This is a genomic window from Sinomicrobium weinanense, from assembly GCF_018863395.1.
GTDB lineage: Bacteria > Bacteroidota > Bacteroidia > Flavobacteriales > Flavobacteriaceae > Sinomicrobium > Sinomicrobium weinanense.
This window is the reverse complement of record NZ_JAHKRR010000001.1, coordinates 1,219,079-1,238,138: the sequence shown is the minus strand read 5'-3', so window position 1 is coordinate 1,238,138 and position 19,060 is coordinate 1,219,079. Positions and strand designations below refer to the sequence as shown.

Sequence of the window (19,060 nt, the reverse complement as noted above, 5' to 3'; positions counted from 1 at the left end):
GTACGGACGGGATTCCCGTACGTGCTGTTTTTCCTTGGTTATAGAAGCGCAAAGATAATGGTTATGAATTTCCTATAAAAGGGGGGAGGGATGATTTCCGGTTGCGAGTTGCCAGTTGCGGGATACACCTCCCTGTGTCCTCCCTCAAGGGGGGATTTATTTCTTTTAAAGAGCGTTAAGCTCCCCCCATGAGGGGGGCAGGGGGGTGTCCCATTTAAGAGAGCTCAATTTTCTTCAACCGATCCCCGGGATTACAAGCGACCATATAAAAGTAGTAAGGAACGAGACCAGGATACCAATACCGAGGATCTTGTTGGCCAGTCCGGGATTCAGTTCGTAATCGGTGGCAATGATGGCTCCTGTTACCATCGGGGCCATGGCCGATTCCAGGATGCTCACTTCGGCTACGAGCCCTTTTATGGAAAAAAACAGGCAGACGAGGAAGAGCACCAGGGGAGCCAGGACAAGTTTATAGGAAAGGGCAAAGGCAATGAGTTTTCCGTCTGTGTTCCAGCCTTTGAAAGGGAGCTGCATCCCCACCGAAAAAAGAGCCAGGGGGACCAGGGTTACGGCCAGGGCGTCCAACACGGGAAGCGCAGGGCTCAGGTCGATAAAGGGCGGCAGGACAAAAGCGAGGATAAATGCTATAAAAGGGGGAAAGGAGAAGATCTTTCTCAAGGTTGTAACAGGATGAAAGACCCCGCCATTGGATGTTTTTACTGCTGTAAAAATAGCCAGGGTGGAAATGATGATAAAAGTGGCCTGATCGTAAAAAACAGCGATGGGAAGTCCTTTATCCCCGAAATAGGCCTGGGTAAGCGGAAATCCGAGGAAGGAGGTATTCCCCAGTCCGGCAGTGAGCAGCAGGGCAGCCTTTGTCTTTTTGTCCATAGGATGTACCCGGGCCAGGCCCTTGATGCAAAAATAAGCTGCTGTCCAGATAAAAAAAGGCATGAGCAGGGGTAAAAGCAGTTCTTCCGTCCATTGCATCCGAGGCAGGTATTTCAATGCCACAGCAGGCAGTGCAATGTTGATCAACCAGGCATTGACAGCTTTAAAACTATCCGGAGGCAGGGCCTTGTAGCGTTTTACCAAGATACCGGACAGGATGCATACAGCGATAAGGATAAAATTGGTCATTGACCGCAGGATGTTATAATTCGTTGGCAAAGATAAGGGTATAATGGAAATAACCGAACACCCTTTTACCCCGTTTACCTTAAGGCATTTCCGGGCTATAAAGCAAAAATCTGCGAAGTTTATGTATTTTAGCCATTGAAATCCATAACGATCTTACATGAATTCACCCTTATCGGTTTATCGGCAAAACATCAAACAATACCGCGAGGAATTAAGCAGGGTAAAAAAGCAGCTTTTTACTTTTAGTATGCTCCGGCTGGCGGTATTTCTGGTATTGGCATTCCTTGTTTATCGGTTTTTCGGTAATGCCAGGTTGCTTATCGTGTCTCTTTTGATCGGGATAGGGGTTTTCCTGTTTTTGGTCACCCGTCATGCCAATCTGCGACAGCAGAAAAGAAAATTGCAGGAACTCATTTTGCTGAATGAGACCGAGATCGAAGTTCTGCATCGCAATTTTCATCATCTTCCCAACGGTAAAGAATTCACGGATGCAACGCATGAGTTCAGCCAGGATGTTGACCTGTTTGGCGATCGTTCTTTTTTTCAATACCTGAACCGGACGGCCTTACTATCGGGAAAGCAAAAACTGGCAAAATTCCTGACCTCTAACGATATTGAAGATATTCCTCAAAAACAGGAAGCTGTAAAGGAACTGGCGGAAAAAGTAAAATTCAGGCAGGAATTTACAGCCGTTGCACGGATCATAGATACTGAAACACCGCCTGACACTATACTTAAATGGTTTATTGAATACAAGACATTTGTTCCATTGTATTTTAGATGGTTGCCATTTTTATTTTCTTTGATATCGATCGGTCTTGTCTGCCTGAATTTTTTCGATCTGGTATCGGGTTATTTCGTTGCAGGGGTCTTTTTTTTGGGGCTGGGTATTACTGCGAATAAGTTAAAAAAGATCAATCTGCTTTCCACGCACCTGGGTGAAATACAGGATACTTTTCGCCAGTATCACCAGTTACTGGATCTCATGGAGAAAGAGGCATTTACTTCATCCTTACTTAAACACCGAAAAGACCGGATTCAGCAATCATCGCGAAAGGCCTCCGGTATCTTCAGGCAGTTCTCCGGGAACATAGATGCGCTGGACCAGCGAAACAATATGATCTTCGGGGTGCTGGGCAATGGTTTTCTGTTATGGGACCTCAGGCAATGCTATAAGCTCGAAAAATGGATAAAAACCTATCGGGACAAGGTAGGGGACTGGTTTGAAATTATTCATTTTATGGATGCCGGAAATTCCCTGGGGAATTTTGCCTTTAATCATCCGGGATATGTTTTTCCGGAGATTAAGCCGGGGAATACCATTTTAAAGACCACACAGGCGGTCCATCCCCTGATCGATCCGCAGGAAGCGGTAAGGAACGATTACACCATTCAAAAAGAGGAGTTTTTCATTATCACCGGGGCCAATATGGCCGGGAAAAGTACGTTTTTGCGAACGGTTTCCCTCCAGATCATTATGGCCAATGCCGGTTTACCCGTTTGTGCCCGTACTTGTGAATATACGCCCATAAAACTCATTACCAGTATGCGGACGGTCGACTCCCTGGCCGATGAGGCTTCGTATTTTTATGCGGAACTCAGCCGGTTAAAATTTATTGTAGATGAGATCGGTAAGGATAATTATTTTATAATCCTCGATGAAATTTTAAAGGGAACCAACAGCACTGACAAAGCTATTGGCTCCCGTAAGTTTGTAGAAAAACTCGTTGCTTCCGGTGCCACCGGGATCATCGCTACGCACGATTTAAGCCTGTGTGAGGTGGCCGATAAGATCGACCGGGTAAAGAACCATTATTTTGATGCCGAGATCATCAATGACGAATTACATTTCGACTATACTTTCAAGGACGGGATCTGCCGGAATATGAATGCTTCTTTTCTCCTCCGGAAAATGGAGATCGTGGATGATTGAAAATGACAGATGCCCGTAAATTACATACCCCCCATCATCTTGCTTAACTCTGAATACGGGATTTCTTCGTATCCTTCGGGAATATCGTAATCAAAATCCGAATCTTTTGCATCACCTTCCTTGATCTCCGTTGCCTTAAAGGTGGTATTTGATGTTGAATTGTACATGTTATACTCCAATGGCAGGCCGTTGATCTCTTTCACATAGGCATAACCTAATCCTTCCACGGCCAGGGGTTTTATGGCTTCGGTATAATAGATATCCATTTTCATTCCTTCTCCCTGTTTGACAGTCGCAATAACCTTTTTACACGTATAGCCCAGAATTTCCTTGGTTTCATCCGTAGGTTCTATTTCTTCAATGGGAAACTGGTTCTTTTTAACAAGATCGTCGTAGTCCGCCGGTGTTAACTTAGAGGCCATTTTTTGGTCCATGCCCTCTGTGAGAAACAGGCCTGTTTTGTTTTCCGCATTGATAAGGTATTCCATACGAAGGTCCATATTCATATATTTCAAGGCCATATTCATTTTGGCTTCTTTTCCTTTGATGTGGAATACCGTGGTGGCTTTGGTTTTTATTTCCGATCCGTCCCGGGCCTCCTTTGTCTGGTTCATCTCATAGGTGATAACCCCATTGTCAAATGTTTTCTGTGCAAATACAGAAGATACCCCGAGGGTAAATGTCAGAATAAAAAGCAATTTTTTTAGCATATCAACATTGTTTTTTGTGAAGTGGCAAAGATATAATAACAAGTAATATTTTCCGGGTTTGGAAATCGGATTATTCTTTATATTTTTCAAACCAGTACAAGACTGCTGCTACTTTCCCGATCAGGTTGCTCGGTTTGGAAGCAATACCGTGGGAAGCCCCTGGTATCCGGACCATGGCTGCATCGACCTTCCGAAGTTTCAGGGCGGTATAGAACTGCTCGGATTCCGGGATAGGCGTCCGGAAATCGGATTCCCCAGTAAGGAGCATGGTAGGGGTTGTTACATTCCCCACATGGCTCAACGGGGACCGTTTTAAATACGGCTCCGGATTATCCCAGGGATATTCCCCGAACCAGTATTTGGCAAAAAACGCAGGATTGTCTGCATAGAGCACAAAGCTATACCAGTTGATCACCGGTTTGGCCACTACCGCAGCTTTAAAACGGTCGGTATGGCCAACGATCCAGGCCGTGAGCACGCCGCCACCGCTTCCGCCGGTGACAAACAGGTTGTCCGTATCGATATATCTTTTTTAATGACTTCGTCCACGCCGCTCATCAGGTCGTCATAATCGTGGTTAGGGTAGTCGTGATGGATCAGGTTACCGAATGCTTCTCCATAGCTCGTACTTCCCCTGGGATTGGTATAAAGAACAACATATCCCTGAGCGGCATACATCTGTATCTCTGCCGAGAAAACCGGGCCATAGCTGGTAAAAGGCCCGCCGTGGATCTCCAGGATCATGGGATATTTTTTGGAAGGGTCAAAATCGGGCGGTGTTACGATCCAGCCCTGTATATCTTTTCCGTCATAAGAAGACTTGTACCATATTTCTTCGACCTGAGCCAGTTTTTTATAGTCGAATACATCTTTATTCACATGGGTAAGGCGCAACGGTTTTTTTCCGTTGAGAACGGCCAGGTCCGCCGGATGCTGTGTCCCTCCCAAGGTGTAGGCGACGGTCCCGTTTTCCGAAACAGAAAAATCTGCTGCATTATACGGGCGCCCAAGGGTTAATCCTCCCGCTCCTTCAACAAGGGTCTTTACCTTTCCGTTCAGGTCTATGGTGCCTATTTTGGTATCTCCCTTTTCGTCGTACTGGAAATACAACGACCTGCCGTTTCCTGCCCAGAAGATATTCCTGACGTCCCTGTCGAGATCGCCCGAGATAAGCCTTGGCGATGAACCATCGCTGTTCATCGTGTATAGCCTTGAAACCTGGTAGCCCATATAGCGTTCGTCGTTTCCGAGGTAGGCTATGGTCTTACCGTCGGGAGAGACTGCCGGGTTTCTGTCCGGGCCTTTCCTTGTAGTCAATGTATCGATAATTCCGCTGGCTACGGAAATACGATAAATTTCGCTGTTGTTCGGTTCGTATTCCCGGTCTTTGTGCAGGTTGGCCGAAAACAGCAGGTGCGATCCGCTGCCATCCCAGACCGGGGTGCCGTAATCGAGGTCTCCGGATGTAAGCTGCCGGGGAGTGCCCCCGGTAACGGGTAGCGTAAAGATATGGGAGTAGCCTTCTTTTAAATAGCCGGTACCGTCTGCCCTGTATTTCAGATCGTCTATATATTTCGGAGGGGCATTCCATTTGGCTCCCTTGGGTTTTTCCGGTAGTTTAATGGCTGTTTGTTTTTTATTCGAAGGGATAAACATGGTAAAGGCCAGGTAGTTGTCGTCCGGGGAAAAACCTACACTTCCCGGAGTAGTGACGGAGTTGGTGAGTTTACTTTCTTCCCCGGTGTCGATCCAGTGGAGATACAATTGCATTTTGCCGTCTTTATTGGATTTGTATACGATCATTTTACCGTTGTGAGACCAGACAGGTTGTACATCATTTTGGTTTCCGGAGGTTAACGGCCTGTTGTTGGTCCCGTCCACATTCACCATCCAGAGGTTGGACAGGTTTTTATCCGTCATGATGTCTGAAAAATGCCGAACGTAAACAATCTTTTTCCCGTCGGGGGAAATTTTGGGGTTGGAAATGTATTCCAGGTTAAACACGTCTGTAAGCTCAAGTTTGTCCGATACCTGAGCTGGCATGATAGTGCAACAAAAAAGCAGGAGTAGGAAGGCTTTTAATTTCATTGGAGTGTATATTGGTTAAAAAAGTTAGTTCGAACCAAAATACGAATTATATTATTTACATACCCACAAAGGAAAATGCAGGTCTTCATTAAACAACTCTTCGGCGACACTGCCTACGAGAAGGGAGGAAAATGTATTGCCCCCTTTATCGGAAATAAACAGCAGGTCTGTTCTTTCCTTTTTACCGTGTTCTGCCAGGTTTTCGGTGATGCTTGAGCTCCTTCCCGGGACGATCTCGAGCGGGATATGGTCTGCCCCGGGAATTTTTTTCATGAATTTCCGGCCTTTTTCGGTAGTGTGTTTTTCTACGACTGGGACCAGGGTTTCTTTTGGCAGATAAGGGGCAAACTGTAACGGAATATTATAGATATGTATGGCTTTTATCGGGGCAGACATGGCTTTCCCGACAACCTGTGCCATAACAAAACCGCGCCTGGATGCATTGGAAAAGTCGGTGCCGATCCATATGTTCTCAACTTTTGGTGTGGTGTTTTTCGGGATGGTAAGGATATGGCAACGCAGCATTCGCAGGAGTTTGCTGCTCACTACCCCGGTGCCTTTTACCCGGTTTTTACTGCCCACCAGGGTGAGGTGTATGGCATACTTGTTCACGATATAAGCAATTAACGATTCGGTATAAGGGTCATTGGATATAAGTACTTCCCACTCCGTATGACCTTTGAACCCGGCAGCTACTTTTTCATTCAGTTCTTCCCCGATACTTTCCTCGATGTTGATATCGCCGAGTTCATCTTCAAAGAGTTCGCCGATCTCGTATTTTTTAATGTTGTGTACAAAGTAAACCTTATCAGCATGCAGTGTATCAGAGAGAAAGGCCGCATAGGAGATAAGCGTATCGTCCATTTCGGAAAGGTCCAGGGCCACCAGTATGTTTTTAATATCGGTTTTCATGATCTTTTACTGTTTTTATTGTTTGTTTTCCTTGGGTTTTCTTCTTTTCAGGATGTCAGATACAATGTCTTTATAATTATCCAGTTCTTTCTGCTCTTCGCGCCGTTCTAATTTACGGTAATCTTCGCTAAGCCCTTTGTAGAGGGAATAGCACATCACGAGCAGGATAATGGCAAACGGCAGCCCGGAAACGATAACTGCAGTCTGGAGCGCCTTGAGCCCGCCACCTACCAATAGTACGGCAGCAACTGCACCTTCCAGGACCGCCCAGAAGATCCGTTGTCCTACCGGGGAGTCTATTTTTCCGCCGGAGGTGATACTGTCCACCACAAGCGATCCGGAGTCGGACGATGTGATAAAAAAGCCCGCCACCAGGATAATGGCGATGATATTCAATACCATGGGCAGGGGAAAGTCTTCCAGAAAGACAAACATGGCAAGGGCCTCATCTATCTTGACCTCGTTCACCACGGCCATGTTGCCGGCAAGAGCATCCTGCACGGCGGTACTACCGAAAGCATTGATCCAGAAAAATGTGACCAGTGCAGGAACGATCAAAACCCCGAGGATAAATTCACGTACGGTCCTTCCCTTGGATATTCGTGCGATAAAGATACCTACAAACGGTGCCCAGGCAATCCACCAGCCCCAGTAAAAGATGGTCCAGCCATTTTGCCAGTGGGTATCGACATAATTTTCTGTCCATGTGGCAATGTTCAGGAAGTTGTAAAAATAGCTTCCTGTGTTTTGAACGAAAGACTGGAAAATGTATATCGTAGGGCCTAATATCACGATCAGGAGAAGAAATAATATTGCAATGCGCATGTTCCATTCGCTGAGGAATTTTACGCCTTTATCTACTCCAAGGACTACGGAAGTGGTTGCCACGAGGGTAACTCCGGCGATAAGCAATATCTGTGTAACGGTCCCGCCGGGTATATCAAAGACATGGTTAAGCCCTCCGGCTATCTGTCTTACCCCTAGGCCCAGGGAAGTGGCCAGCCCGAATACCGTGGCCAGTACGGCAATAATATCGATGATATCGCCGAGTATGCCATACACCTTATCTCCTAGGAAGGGATAAAATACGGAACGGATGGTCAGGGGCAGCCCTCTTGAATAAGTAAAGTAGGCCAGGGCAAGGCCCACCAGTGCATAGATGCCCCAGGCGTGAAACCCCCAGTGCAGAAAAGTAAAGTTCATAGCTTCCTGTGCTGCTTCTACGGTGTTGCCCGTGGTTGTAGGGGGAGAAACAAAATGGGAAATGGGCTCTGAAATACTCCAGAACAGCAGCCCTATACCCATTCCGGCACTGAACAGCATGGCAAACCAGGACATCGTTTTAAACTCGGGCTTCGTATTTTGTCCCCCGATGCGGAGCCTGCCGAATTTGCTGAAGGCCATATAGATCATAAAAAAGAGAAAAAGATTGACGACCAGGACAAAGAACCATCCGCCATTGTCGGCCACAAGGCTTTGGATCCGGTTAAAATATTTTCCTGCGCTGTCTTTATAGATAAGCGTCAGGGTAATGCTGATAATCATAATGATCGCCGAGGAAAAAAATACAGGGCCGTTGATCTCCAGCCCCAATATGGATTTTTTTTCATCGCTTCGAACCACTTTTTTTGCCATAATTATTGTTTTTTCCTGATTAGAAATAATATCCTATGTTGATGTTAAATCGTGCTTCCCATTTAGCATCCGGGATTCCGCGGGCAAAATCGTCCTTAAAATTACCGCCCAGCCAGGAGTGGTTTTTTCCTGCTGCAAAGTCGATGTATGTATACAGGTGTCCGGCTGCCACACCTATCCCGGTGACATTCATATAACTGTCTGCAAACTCTTTTTCGATCTTATGGATATAGCCAAAATCATTGTAGAACTGAAGGGATTCCACGGGCCCCCAGGATACGGGAAGAGTGTAGGCCACCGCCAGTGAAAGGAGGTTGGCCTTAGCCGCCACCAGATAGGGCGAACCATAAGCGGCCATCGCAAAAATATCCGGATTTTCCGTTTCCGGATTTTCCGGAGACTTGGCGTAATGCAGAACTTCAGATTTCAGGTTGAAAGCCTTGTAATCCAGCTCGTAAAAGAGGCCATATCCGTAATGATGGCCGAGTTCTTCGGTATCGAGATTATAGAGCCCGCCATATTGGGCATAACCGCCAAGCTGGTGTTTGAAGTCGTTGCGTGCGATCTTGTAATTGAGTTTTATGTTAAACTGGTTCACCTCTTTGTTCCGGTAGTCAGGCTCGCCGTCACCGTCCACATCCATGGAAGCCACATCATAGGAATACCTGCTGTGAGAAACATCTGAAGCACCTCCGAAAGCGATACTTTCTGCATTTTTAAAAAAGGCGAACTGATAATTGAGCCCTTCTTCTTTCTGATGAATGAATTTGACGCCGATATCGTGATCGTCTTCGAGGCCTATATAATATCCTATATTGAAGAACCAGTTGTGCGAGTTGTATTGCTGGATCCCGAATGGTACCTGGGTGAGCCCTACCTGGATCTCGTTCTTTTCGTCGAATTTGTAGGCCAGCCATCCCTGTTTCAGGACCCCGCCGCCGAACTCATCGGAATACAAGCGGTATTCGGCATTGAGTGCGATCCCTTTATAGGAAGCCTCAGCATTAATGCGGAACATATCGTACATAAAATCACCTCCCTGCTTTTTCTGTTCTTTTTTCCAGGAAGAGTAGATGTAGTTAAAACGGAGTGCCCCGCCGAATTTCACCATGGGTTTATCCTGAGATATACCGTAGACAGGAAGAAAAATGATAAATGGAAGTAATTTTCTAAAACGTATAATCATGCTTTTTATTCATTTTTCCTGATTATCCGGACAGGGAATAAAACCGTTTTGTCCGGAGCCTGTTGGTGTTATGCCGTATGAAGGTATTGCGAAAAGGCAAGGGGCCTGAAAATCCGCAATCAGAAGACGGAGCGGGACCCGGTAACAGGTAAGGGTCGCCCGGCAGAATATTGCTTTTTGAGGTAGTTGCTTCCCGTTCAGCTCAATTATTGTGCGGGAAGGTGAGACTTAAATATACGAATTTTTTTTAAAATCTGGAAAGAGAATTTCTTTGGAGGGAGAGGATTGAGGTAACTTCAGCTAATATAATTCCAGATATTCTTGTACTTGCTCAGCTGGCCGTAAGTATACCGTATGACCCCGTTCTCTTCCGTAGCGAGGGCGGGGTCGTGTTTCAGTAATTGTTGTGCGTAGTATCGTGCCGCTTTCAGTATCTGGTTATCCTTGACGATATCCGCTATTTTAAGGTGAAGTACACCACTTTGCTGGGTACCCATAATGTCTCCCGGTCCGCGGAGTTTCAGGTCAACCTCGGCGATCTCGAAACCGTCGTTGGTCCGTACCATGGTTTCCAGGCGTGTTTTGGAGTCGTTGGAGAGTTTATGCCCGGTCATGAGTACACAGTAACTTTGTTCGGCGCCCCGGCCCACTCTTCCGCGGAGCTGGTGCAGTTGCGACAGGCCGAACCTTTCGGCGCTTTCTATGATCATTACCGAGGCATTAGGAACGTTTACACCGACCTCGATAACAGTAGTAGCCACCATGATCTGTGTTTCCCCCCGGACAAAACGGTCCATTTCATAATCCTTGTCTGCCGGTTTCATCTGGCCGTGTACTATGGATACCTGGTAATCCGGTTTCGGAAATTCCCTTTCTATACTGGTATAACCATCCATAAGGTCTTTGTAGTCCATTTTTTGGGACTCCTGTATCAATGGGTATACAATATAGACCTGCCTGCCTTTGGCGATCTCGTCTTTCAGAAAGCGGAAGACTTTTAGCCTGTTGCTGTCGTAACGGTGCACTGTTTTTACAGGTTTTCGTCCCGGGGGAAGTTCATCGATCACCGAAATATCCAGGTCGCCGTAGAGGCTCATGGCCAGGGTGCGGGGAATGGGGGTGGCGGTCATGACCAGAACGTGGGGGGGTGTAGTGTTCTTGTGCCATAACTTGGCTCGTTGGGCTACCCCGAAACGGTGTTGTTCATCGATAACGGCCAGTCCCAGATTGTGGAATTTTACTTTGTCTTCCAGTATGGCATGAGTGCCTACAAGGATATGCAATTCCCCGTTTTGCAGTTGCTCGTGTATTTCATTTCTTATTGAAGTTTTAGTTGAACCTGTAAGCAGTTGTATATTCACCCCCAGTTTCTTAACTAATTCTTTGATGCCATTGTAGTGTTGTGTGGCCAGGATCTCGGTGGGGGCCATGATACAGGCCTGAAAACCGTTGTCTATGGCGAGCAACATGGACATCAGGGCCACAATGGTTTTTCCCGAACCCACATCGCCCTGGAGCAGGCGGTTCATCTGGGCGCCGCTGCCCAGGTCGTTCCGTATCTCCCTGATCACTTTTTTCTGCGCCCCGGTAAGGGGGAAGGGAAGGAGTTCGTTGTAGAAGCGGAGAAATTGTCCGCCCACCTGGTCAAAGACATATCCTTTGATCTTTTGTTTCCTGATCTGGTTTTTTATAAGCAGTTGCAGTTGTATGTAGAAAAGTTCTTCAAACTTTAACCTGTATTGTGCTTTGGCCAGTAATTCCTGGCTTTTCGGGAAGTGGATATTAAAGAGGGCAACCGGTTTTGAAATGAGGCTCAGTTCACTGAGAAGGGGCTGGGACAAGGTTTCTGTGAACTTTCCGCCCGTTTCCGTAAAGAGTTGCTGCATCAGCTTGTTGATCACCCTGTTGGTGATACCTTTATTGCCGAGCTTTTCCGTAGAAGGATATACCGGTTGCATGGCTGTGCGCAGGCTGCGTTCATGGTCGGCGAGGAGTTCCATTTCCGGGTGGGGCATGGAAAAGAGATGCCCTATACGGTTGCAGCGGCCGAAAATGACGTAGGGTACGTTGATCTTAATGCTTTCCCGTATCCATTTATGCCCGCGAAACCACACCAGTTCCATTTCTCCCGTATCGTCTACAAAAGTAGCTACCAGGCGTTTCCCCCGTTTTTGTTGTACGGTTTTCAGGTGCACGATCCTGCCGATTACCTGTACCTCCGAAATATTCTCCTGTAATTCCCTGATCTTGTAATACCGGGTCCGGTCTATATACCTGTTCGGAAACAGGTTGATAAGGTCCTGGTACGTGTGTATTCCCAGCTCCTTGCGAAGCAGGTCGGCCCGATTGGGCCCTACGCCTTTGAGGTAATCGATAGGAGTTTGTAACAGGTTAGAGTTCATGAGGGCGAAGATAATTAATCAGCATCTAAAGTTCAAGGTTCAAGTTACAGGTTACAGGTTGAAAGTTTTAAACATGCAACCTGTAACCAGCAACCGGCAACCCGAAATTTCCAACCAAATATCGTTAATTCTTCCAGAAATATTTCCTGATTTACACCGAATATGTATTTTAGGAGATCGCTTACCGAATTTTTGAAGATGAAAAAACAGTTACTGTACTTCCTGATTTGCGGATATTACATCCTGCCGGCCTGCGCACAGCAAATGAAGACGGCCGATTTTACCCGGGCAGAAGCCGATATAAGCATAGATCCTTATAAAAAAGAAGTTTCCGGAAAGGTGGCTTATTTTTTTGATGTCCTCCGTCCGGCGGATTCCCTTTATATAGATGCCCGTAATATGAAGTTTGACAGGGTGATGCTGAACGGCAAAAAAACAGGGTTTTACAATGATGGTACCAAACTGTGGATCACGGGGCATTTTAAACCTTCTGAACAGAACAAGCTGACATTTACATACAGGGCAGCCCCCGAAAAGGCAATGTATTTTCCTGGATGGGAAACGGAAGGTGCCAAAAAACAGGTATGGACACAAGGGCAGGGAAGATATACCAGTAACTGGCTCCCGTCTTTTGACGATGTCAACGAAAAAGTGGAATTTGATCTCACTGTTCATTTTGATAAAAACTTCAAAGTGTTGGTTAATGGGAAGTTAAATAACATTATTGAAAATGACAGTTTAAATGTGTGGAGCTATGATATGCAGCATCCTATGAGCAGTTATCTGCTTGCCTTGGCCATAGGGGAATATGATATGATCCGGGATTTTTCTGAAAGTGGTGTTCCGGTAGACATGTATTATTATCCTGAAGACAAGGCGAGATCAGAACCGACATACCGTTATACCAAAAAGATCTTTGATGTGCTGGAAAAAGAAATAGGGATGCCTTTTCCCTGGCAGGTATACAAGCAGGCCCCGGTACGCGATTTTTTGCATGCGGGTATGGAGAATACCACACTTACCCTGTTTTCTGACCATTTTATGGTAGATTCCATAGGATATAACGATATGAACTACCTCAATGTGAACGCTCATGAACTGGCCCACCAGTGGTTCGGTAATATGGTAACAGCCCGGAGTGGTGAACATCACTGGCTTCAGGAAGGATTTGCCACCTATTACGCGTTGTTGGCCGAAAAAGCAGTTTTTGGGGAAGATCACTATTACTGGAAATTGTACCGGTCCGCCCAGACGCTTATAGAATGGTCTAAAGACGGGGAAGGAGAAGCGGTGCTCAACCCGAAAGCCGGCAGCCTCACTTTTTACGAAAAAGGAGCTTTCGTATTGTATATATTAAGGGATAAAATAGGGGACAGTGCTTTCCGGAAAGGTGTACGGCAGTATCTCGAAAAATACAAGTTTGGTAACGCTGTGACATCGGAGCTAATGAAAGAAATGGAATTCGCAAGCGGAAAAGACCTGTCCGCTTTTACGGACCGGTGGCTCCGGGATACCGTTTTCCCGGCCGAAGAAGCGCTGGCTTCCCTGAAAAAAAGTAATTTTATCCGTACTTATATGGCTTTGAAAGATGGGGAGATCACTCAGAAAGAACGGGAAAAGTTGTTGCATTCCGATATTTATTATCCCGTAAAGCAGGAGATCGTCTTTCAGAAAAATGCCGACACCGTAGATGTGGAATGGAACAGAAAATGGTTCCGTTCCGGGGACCTTAAAACGCGCCAGGCCCTGGCCCTGAGTATCGATACCATTCCGCAGGAACTGAAAACGGCATTTGAGTCCCTGCTGGCAGACCGCAGCTATATAACCGCGGAAAATGCCCTGATAAAACTATGGGTGAACTTTCCGGAAAATGCCCCGGCCTACCTGGAAAAAACGAAAAATATAGCGGGATTTGCACGAAAGAACATCCGTATGCTGTGGCTGGCTCTGGCCATGTCCGCACCCGCTTATCCGACCGGAACAGAAACCGATGTTTTCCGGGCTAAAAACAGGTGGAAAGAAGAGCTGGAGGGCTACACCTCTCCCCGGTATGCCTATGAAGTGAGGCAGAATGCCTTTGGTATGCTGTACCAGATGGGATTGCTTCATGGTGAAGTGCTTAAAAACCTGATCCGGGCCTGCGTGCACCATACCTGGGGTTTTGCCCGGGATTCCAGGAACATGTTGAAAAGCCTTTTAAAAAGCGAAGAATACACCCGTGAGGTACGGGAATTAATGCCTAAATTCGGGGAGAAGGAAAAAGCGTTTTTGGAAGGGGTCATGGCGGTGGAGCAAATTGATAGAGATTGAAGGAGGACACCCCCTCCTTGAACTGCTCAAACCTTGAACTTTAAACTTTGAACCATAAACCATAAATATGAAGGCTCTAGTCATATCCGGGGGAGGGAGTAAAGGGGCTTTTGCCGGTGGTGTAGCACAATTTCTCATCGAAGGGCTGCGGAAAGATTATCAGTTATATCTCGGGACTTCCACGGGAAGCCTGCTGGTGTCGCACCTGGCGTTGAAAAAAGTGGAAAAGATAAAAAACGTATATACCTCGGTAACCCAGGACAAGATCTTTAGTCATTGCCCGTTTACGATAAAAGAGAAGTACGGTGCGCAGCAGATAGCGATCAATCACTTTACCGTATTGCGCAGCTTTTTAAAGGGGAGCAAGACTTTCGGGGAAAGCTATAACCTGAAGAAACTGATCCGGGAAACCCTTACTCCCGAAGAGTTCCATACCTTAAAAGAACAGACCAAAGATATTATAGTTACCGTATCTAACCTGTCGTTGAACCAGGTGGAATACAAATCCATCAATGATTTCGATTATGACGAGTTTTGCGAATGGATATGGATATCGTGCAATTACACCCCGTTTATGACCCTGGTACGTAAAAATGGCTGCGAATATGCAGACGGGGGGCTGAGTACAATGGTGCCAATTGAAGAAGCGATAAGGAGGGGAGCTAAAGAGATCGACACTATAATCCTTCATACCGAAGTAACCTATATGAACCGGATGCCTTCCCGGAACGCCTTTGACCTGCTGACCAATATGTTCCGGTTTATGCTCGACAGGATAGAACACCAGAATATCAAAATAGGAAAGTATGTAGCCTCGCATCAGGGAGCCATTATCAATTTTTATTATACCCCGACCGTTTTAACCACAAATTCCCTTATCTTTAACAAGGAGAAAATGACCAAGTGGTGGAAGAACGGGTATGATTTTGCCAAGATGAAAAACCAGGGGTCTTCGGAGATCTGATCCCTCGGCCCTCTTCGACTCCGGTTTATCCTGAGTTTACCGAAGGGCTCAGGAACCGTCGCCCGGGAACCGGATTTACGAATGCTGAACTGTTAACTGTGAATGTTAAACGAATTCTTTAGCTTAATCAAAAATTCTAAAATCGTAAATCATAAATCGTAAATCGTAAATATGAAAGCCTTAGTCATATCGGGAGGAGGAAGCAAAGGTGCTTTTGCCGGGGGAGTGGCTCAATATCTGATAGAAGAGCGCAAAAAGCAGTACGACATGTTCGTGGGAACTTCTACCGGAAGCCTGCTTATACCTCACCTGGCTGCCAATGATATTCCCAAGATATACGATATTTACACCTCCGTTAACCAGCGGAAAATATTCAGTAACAATCCTTTTCTCGTAAGAAAAAAGGAAGGCCGGGAATATGTGACCATCAATTATCTCAATGTGATATGGCAGCTTGTCAAAGGAAAACGGACCTTTGGTGAAAGCAAGAACCTGAGGCGTAACATTAAAAGAAATTTTACCCCGGAAGAATTTCACAGGTTAAAAGAACAGGGAAAAGAGGTGATCGTTACCGTGTCTAATCTTTCCAAGAACCGGGTAGAATACAAGTCTATCCACGATTTCGACTATGCCGATTTTTGCGACTGGATATGGATCTCCTGCAATTACGTACCTTTTATGTCCCTGACCAAAAAAGAAGGCTTTGAGTATGCCGATGGCGGACTGGGTTGTGTGGTGCCTATTAGGGAGGCCATAAAAAGAGGTGCCACGGAAGTAGATGCCATTATCCTAGAGGCCGAGAATATGGAATATAACAAGGTGCTGGGAAAAAATCCCTTTTCACTGATGGTAAACCTCTTCGGCTTTTTACTGGACCAGGTGGAATTTCACGATATTGTGGAAGGAAAGCTGTCGGCCATCAATAAAAATGTAAAGCTCAATTTATATTACACGCCTACCAAACTCACCGAAAATTCCCTGGTGTTCAATAAGAAACTCATGGCTTCCTGGTGGGAGCAAGGCTATGCTTACGCCCTTGAAAAACAGGAAAAACTCGCCGAACAGGCTGCTGAAAACGAAGGGCAGCCCATAAACGGAACACCCCGGCCGGAAAAAACGGGATATTCTCCGGACAGAAAAAAAATATCGGACAATTAAACCGATCCGTAAAGCCATAACTACGCCATGCTGAACTTGTTCCAGCATCCCATCACGTTGATAGGACGATCGTTATGAGAACCTGAAACAAAGCCTGTCCCAATACATAGGGGTTCAGCATAACGATTAGAAAAACTTTTCGGATTACTTTAATTTGAAATGAAAATGAACTTTTGAAGTTTAAAATAAGGGCTCCCCTCTTCAGATGAATAGGGGTGGGCCACTTCAGTGGGTCGGGGAGTTTGACCCCGCCTAAACCTTAGGGAGTAATCCCAAACGTTTGCGCTTTACTAATGGTTTGAGCTTTCTAACCCTCCGTCAGGCTATACGCCTGACACCTCCCTTCATCACAAGGGAGGAGCCTTATATATTTCTAAAAAATTTAAATCACTTCTTTGTTAACCGCCTTCCGCTACTACATATCGTGCAGTTGCTTTACCCAGGTCACCCTTCGTTTGTGCTGCTCGTTGTCGTCGTAATATTTCCAGAGCAGATGGGCGGCAGTGTTTTCCTCGAGTTCGGGATTGGATTCCACATACCTCATACCGCGTCGCTGGAACAGGCGGTTGGTTTCTTTAAAAATAATGGCCGTAAGACCCTTGTTCTGGTATTTAGGGTCGATCCCGATAAGGTATAAAGAGGCGGAATCGTTCGTTTTCTGGGCGCGAAGTATATGTAGGAAACCGAAGGGAAAAAGTTTGCCGTTGGCCTTTTGTAATGCCCTGGAAAAGGAAGGCATGGTAATGGAAAATGCCACCATTTTGTCGTTTTCATCCACAATGAACTTTATGAAATCGGGGTGGATGAACTTCAGGTATTTTTGCTTGTACTGCTCTATCTGTGCTTTTTGTATGGGAACAAATGATTGCAGGTCCTTGAAAGACCGGTTCATCAGGTCGAACATATCGTCTGCGTAAGCTACCAGTTCTTTGGAGGATTTAAAGCGGAGCACCCTCAGTTTGTACCGGCGGAGGATGACATCGGAAAACTTGTCTATCTTTTGCGGGATCTCGTCCGGTATACGTATGAGGTATTCCAGCCAGGCGGCGCCTTCCTCGAAACCGAGCGCTTTGAAATGTTCCGGGTAGTAGGGATAGTTATATATGGTTGTCATGTTACTGAGCTTGTCAAAACCCCTGACCAGCATACCCGCCTTGTCCATTTGAGAAAAGCCGACAGGGCCTTCCATGTATTCCAGTCCGTGGTCCCGGCCAATTTCCGTAACCTTGTCGAGCAGGGCTTTGGTGACTTCGATTTCATCAATAACATCAAACCATCCGAAGCGCACCTTTTTCTTTTGCTGTTCTTCGATCTCGATCCGGTTAATAATAACAGCAATGCGCCCTGCGATCTCTCCATTCTTATAGGCCAGAAAAAGCCTGGCATCGGCATTTTCGAATGCAGGATTTTTGTCCTTGTCAAAAACTGCGATTTCCTCCTTGATGATCGGGGGTACCCAGTATGGTGACCCTTTATAGAGTTTAAAAGGGAATTTTACGAAAGCCTTTATTTCTCTGGGGTGCTTTACTTCTTTTACGGTAATCATAGGGTGTTGTCTATATCGAACGGGTTTTTCTTCTTTCTGCGCCTTTTCTTTTTGTTTTTCTTTCGGTCTTTCTTTTTTCGTTTTCGGACCTTTTTCCCCGCTTTATGGTCAAATTCTTCCAGCTCTTCCAGTTTTTCCGGGTCTTCCTGTTCTTGTTCCAGGCCTTCTTTGGTTTCTTCTTCTTCAATGGGGAGGGGTACGAGCTCATTGATGTGATAATCGAGGCGGTACGAAACCCCCAGGCCGGCAAACAAGCGGGATGGGGTGTCCTTTATGTTTATCCCTGCCGAGGCGTCGACCTGCAGATTGCTGTTTATCAGCCTTGCCGCTCCCAGCCGAAAGACTCCATCGCTATAAGCGTCGCTCTTATAGCCCTGGTGTTCTGCAAAGACGGAATACCGGGCATCTCTCAGTGAATGTGTAAGAGTGAGGATATAACTGAACATAGGGTCTTCCCAGCCAACCCGGTCGAACATTATATTGGTGTTGAGCACCCATCGGCCGGCAAAATGGCTTTGAGTGATGATCATAGCCTTCATAGCAAGGCCGGACTCTCCCGGGTAAAAAGGATTGCCGCCAAAGAGCAGGTCCGTGCCGAGATATGCAGATATGGAAGGAATGAGGTCTTTCAGGTGAAAGGCCGTGTGGTCATCCCTCCAGCTATACAGGTTGGCCTCCCTTTTTTTGGGTTCGAAAATGAGGTATTTAACCCCAAGGGAATGCGCGTAAAAATTACTTTGATTCTGGGTATAAGGCGAAGCTGTATTGTTGTAGGTTGTCCGGTCCCAGATATAGGTACCTTCCCAGGAGACTTCCAGGCTTTCCTCGAGAACTCCCCATCTTAAGGCAAAGTCAACACCATACTGGTCGTTTTCGGTGAGCAGGCCATTGTGTTTGCGCCTTTCGTAAAAACCACCCAGCTCTGCCTGGTAAACATTTTTGCCTACCGAATAAGCGCTCACAGACCTTCCGGGACGGTTGGAGTTGATGATATCTGTATATTGAGCGTATAACGGATGACTTCCGATCAATATCAGGATGAGCAGTTTGCAGTGAATGTGTTTCATAATTGCGAA

General features: G+C 46.2%; 12 protein-coding genes and 1 pseudogene. 4 read left to right on the top strand and 9 right to left on the bottom strand.

The annotated features are described in order from the left end of the window. Window positions 1-234: 234 nt before the first annotated feature. Complete coding sequence (locus KN811_RS05340) at window positions 235-1,140, bottom strand: AEC family transporter (RefSeq protein WP_187964805.1); 906 nt, start codon at window positions 1,138-1,140, stop codon at window positions 235-237. A 157-nt stretch (window positions 1,141-1,297) separates the two neighbouring features. Here KN811_RS05340 and KN811_RS05335 point away from each other — a divergent pair, with 157 nt between their 5' ends. Further along, a complete protein-coding gene (locus tag KN811_RS05335) occupies window positions 1,298-3,073 on the top strand; it encodes a MutS-related protein (RefSeq protein ID WP_187964804.1) in 1,776 nt (591 codons plus the stop codon). Between the two features lie 20 nt (window positions 3,074-3,093). On the opposite strand, the gene KN811_RS05330 is transcribed toward KN811_RS05335, so the two are convergent. The 6 genes and pseudogenes from KN811_RS05330 to recG form a co-directional block, all read right to left on the bottom strand. Next, the gene (locus KN811_RS05330; protein WP_187964803.1) at window positions 3,094-3,783 is read right to left on the bottom strand and encodes a hypothetical protein; all 690 of its coding nucleotides are present in this window, start codon (window positions 3,781-3,783) and stop codon (window positions 3,094-3,096) included. 70 nt (window positions 3,784-3,853) lie between these two features. Continuing rightward, window positions 3,854-5,439 (bottom strand): annotated as a pseudogene (locus tag KN811_RS05325) (S9 family peptidase). 483 nt (window positions 5,440-5,922) lie between these two features. After that, window positions 5,923-6,783, bottom strand: coding sequence for a universal stress protein (locus KN811_RS05320; RefSeq protein WP_187964802.1), 861 nt, complete (start codon window positions 6,781-6,783; stop codon window positions 5,923-5,925). A 15-nt stretch (window positions 6,784-6,798) separates the two neighbouring features. Beyond that, a complete protein-coding gene (locus KN811_RS05315) occupies window positions 6,799-8,418 on the bottom strand; it encodes a BCCT family transporter (protein ID WP_187964801.1) in 1,620 nt (539 codons plus the stop codon). Between the two features lie 19 nt (window positions 8,419-8,437). After that, window positions 8,438-9,604, bottom strand: a complete 1,167-nt coding sequence (locus KN811_RS05310; protein WP_187964800.1) for a hypothetical protein — start codon at window positions 9,602-9,604, stop codon at window positions 8,438-8,440. A gap of 296 nt (window positions 9,605-9,900) precedes the next feature. Continuing rightward, entirely contained in the window at window positions 9,901-12,006 is a 2,106-nt protein-coding gene (gene recG / locus KN811_RS05305) for an ATP-dependent DNA helicase RecG (protein ID WP_187964799.1), read from the bottom strand. Between the two features lie 198 nt (window positions 12,007-12,204). Here recG and KN811_RS05300 point away from each other — a divergent pair, with 198 nt between their 5' ends. From KN811_RS05300 to KN811_RS05290, 3 genes are all read left to right on the top strand, one after another. Beyond that, window positions 12,205-14,316, top strand: coding sequence for a M1 family metallopeptidase (locus KN811_RS05300; RefSeq protein WP_187964798.1), 2,112 nt, complete (start codon window positions 12,205-12,207; stop codon window positions 14,314-14,316). 67 nt (window positions 14,317-14,383) lie between these two features. Continuing rightward, on the top strand, window positions 14,384-15,280 hold the full coding sequence (locus KN811_RS05295) for a patatin-like phospholipase family protein (RefSeq protein WP_187964797.1): 897 nt from the start codon (window positions 14,384-14,386) through the stop codon (window positions 15,278-15,280). 171 nt (window positions 15,281-15,451) lie between these two features. After that, window positions 15,452-16,438, top strand: a complete 987-nt coding sequence (locus tag KN811_RS05290; RefSeq protein ID WP_187964796.1) for a patatin-like phospholipase family protein — start codon at window positions 15,452-15,454, stop codon at window positions 16,436-16,438. Window positions 16,439-16,853: 415 nt separating this feature from the next. Here the strand turns inward: KN811_RS05290 and KN811_RS05285 are convergent, their stop codons facing one another. Together KN811_RS05285 and KN811_RS05280 are read right to left on the bottom strand one after the other, a co-directional pair. After that, window positions 16,854-17,984 (bottom strand): GTP cyclohydrolase, encoded by a 1,131-nt coding sequence (locus KN811_RS05285; RefSeq protein ID WP_187964795.1) that lies wholly within the window; start codon window positions 17,982-17,984, stop codon window positions 16,854-16,856. After that, a complete protein-coding gene (locus KN811_RS05280) occupies window positions 17,981-19,051 on the bottom strand; it encodes a transporter (protein WP_187964794.1) in 1,071 nt (356 codons plus the stop codon). The genes KN811_RS05285 and KN811_RS05280 overlap by 4 nt, the downstream gene beginning before the upstream one ends. Window positions 19,052-19,060: the final 9 nt, after the last annotated feature.

Bases quoted from the DNA above. Each gene is read 5' to 3' on its own strand.
- KN811_RS05285 (WP_187964795.1), bottom strand. From the start codon at position 17,984: ATGATTACCGTAAAAGAAGTAAAGCACCCCAGAGAAATAAAGGCTTTC.
- KN811_RS05280 (WP_187964794.1), bottom strand. From the start codon at position 19,051: ATGAAACACATTCACTGCAAACTGCTCATCCTGATATTGATCGGAAGT.
- KN811_RS05310 (WP_187964800.1), bottom strand. From the start codon at position 9,604: ATGATTATACGTTTTAGAAAATTACTTCCATTTATCATTTTTCTTCCT.
- KN811_RS05315 (WP_187964801.1), bottom strand. From the start codon at position 8,418: ATGGCAAAAAAAGTGGTTCGAAGCGATGAAAAAAAATCCATATTGGGG.
- KN811_RS05295 (WP_187964797.1), top strand. From the start codon at position 14,384: ATGAAGGCTCTAGTCATATCCGGGGGAGGGAGTAAAGGGGCTTTTGCC.
- KN811_RS05330 (WP_187964803.1), bottom strand. From the start codon at position 3,783: ATGCTAAAAAAATTGCTTTTTATTCTGACATTTACCCTCGGGGTATCT.
- KN811_RS05290 (WP_187964796.1), top strand. From the start codon at position 15,452: ATGAAAGCCTTAGTCATATCGGGAGGAGGAAGCAAAGGTGCTTTTGCC.
- KN811_RS05300 (WP_187964798.1), top strand. From the start codon at position 12,205: ATGAAAAAACAGTTACTGTACTTCCTGATTTGCGGATATTACATCCTG.
- KN811_RS05340 (WP_187964805.1), bottom strand. From the start codon at position 1,140: ATGACCAATTTTATCCTTATCGCTGTATGCATCCTGTCCGGTATCTTG.
- KN811_RS05320 (WP_187964802.1), bottom strand. From the start codon at position 6,783: ATGAAAACCGATATTAAAAACATACTGGTGGCCCTGGACCTTTCCGAA.
- KN811_RS05335 (WP_187964804.1), top strand. From the start codon at position 1,298: ATGAATTCACCCTTATCGGTTTATCGGCAAAACATCAAACAATACCGC.
- recG (WP_187964799.1), bottom strand. From the start codon at position 12,006: ATGAACTCTAACCTGTTACAAACTCCTATCGATTACCTCAAAGGCGTA.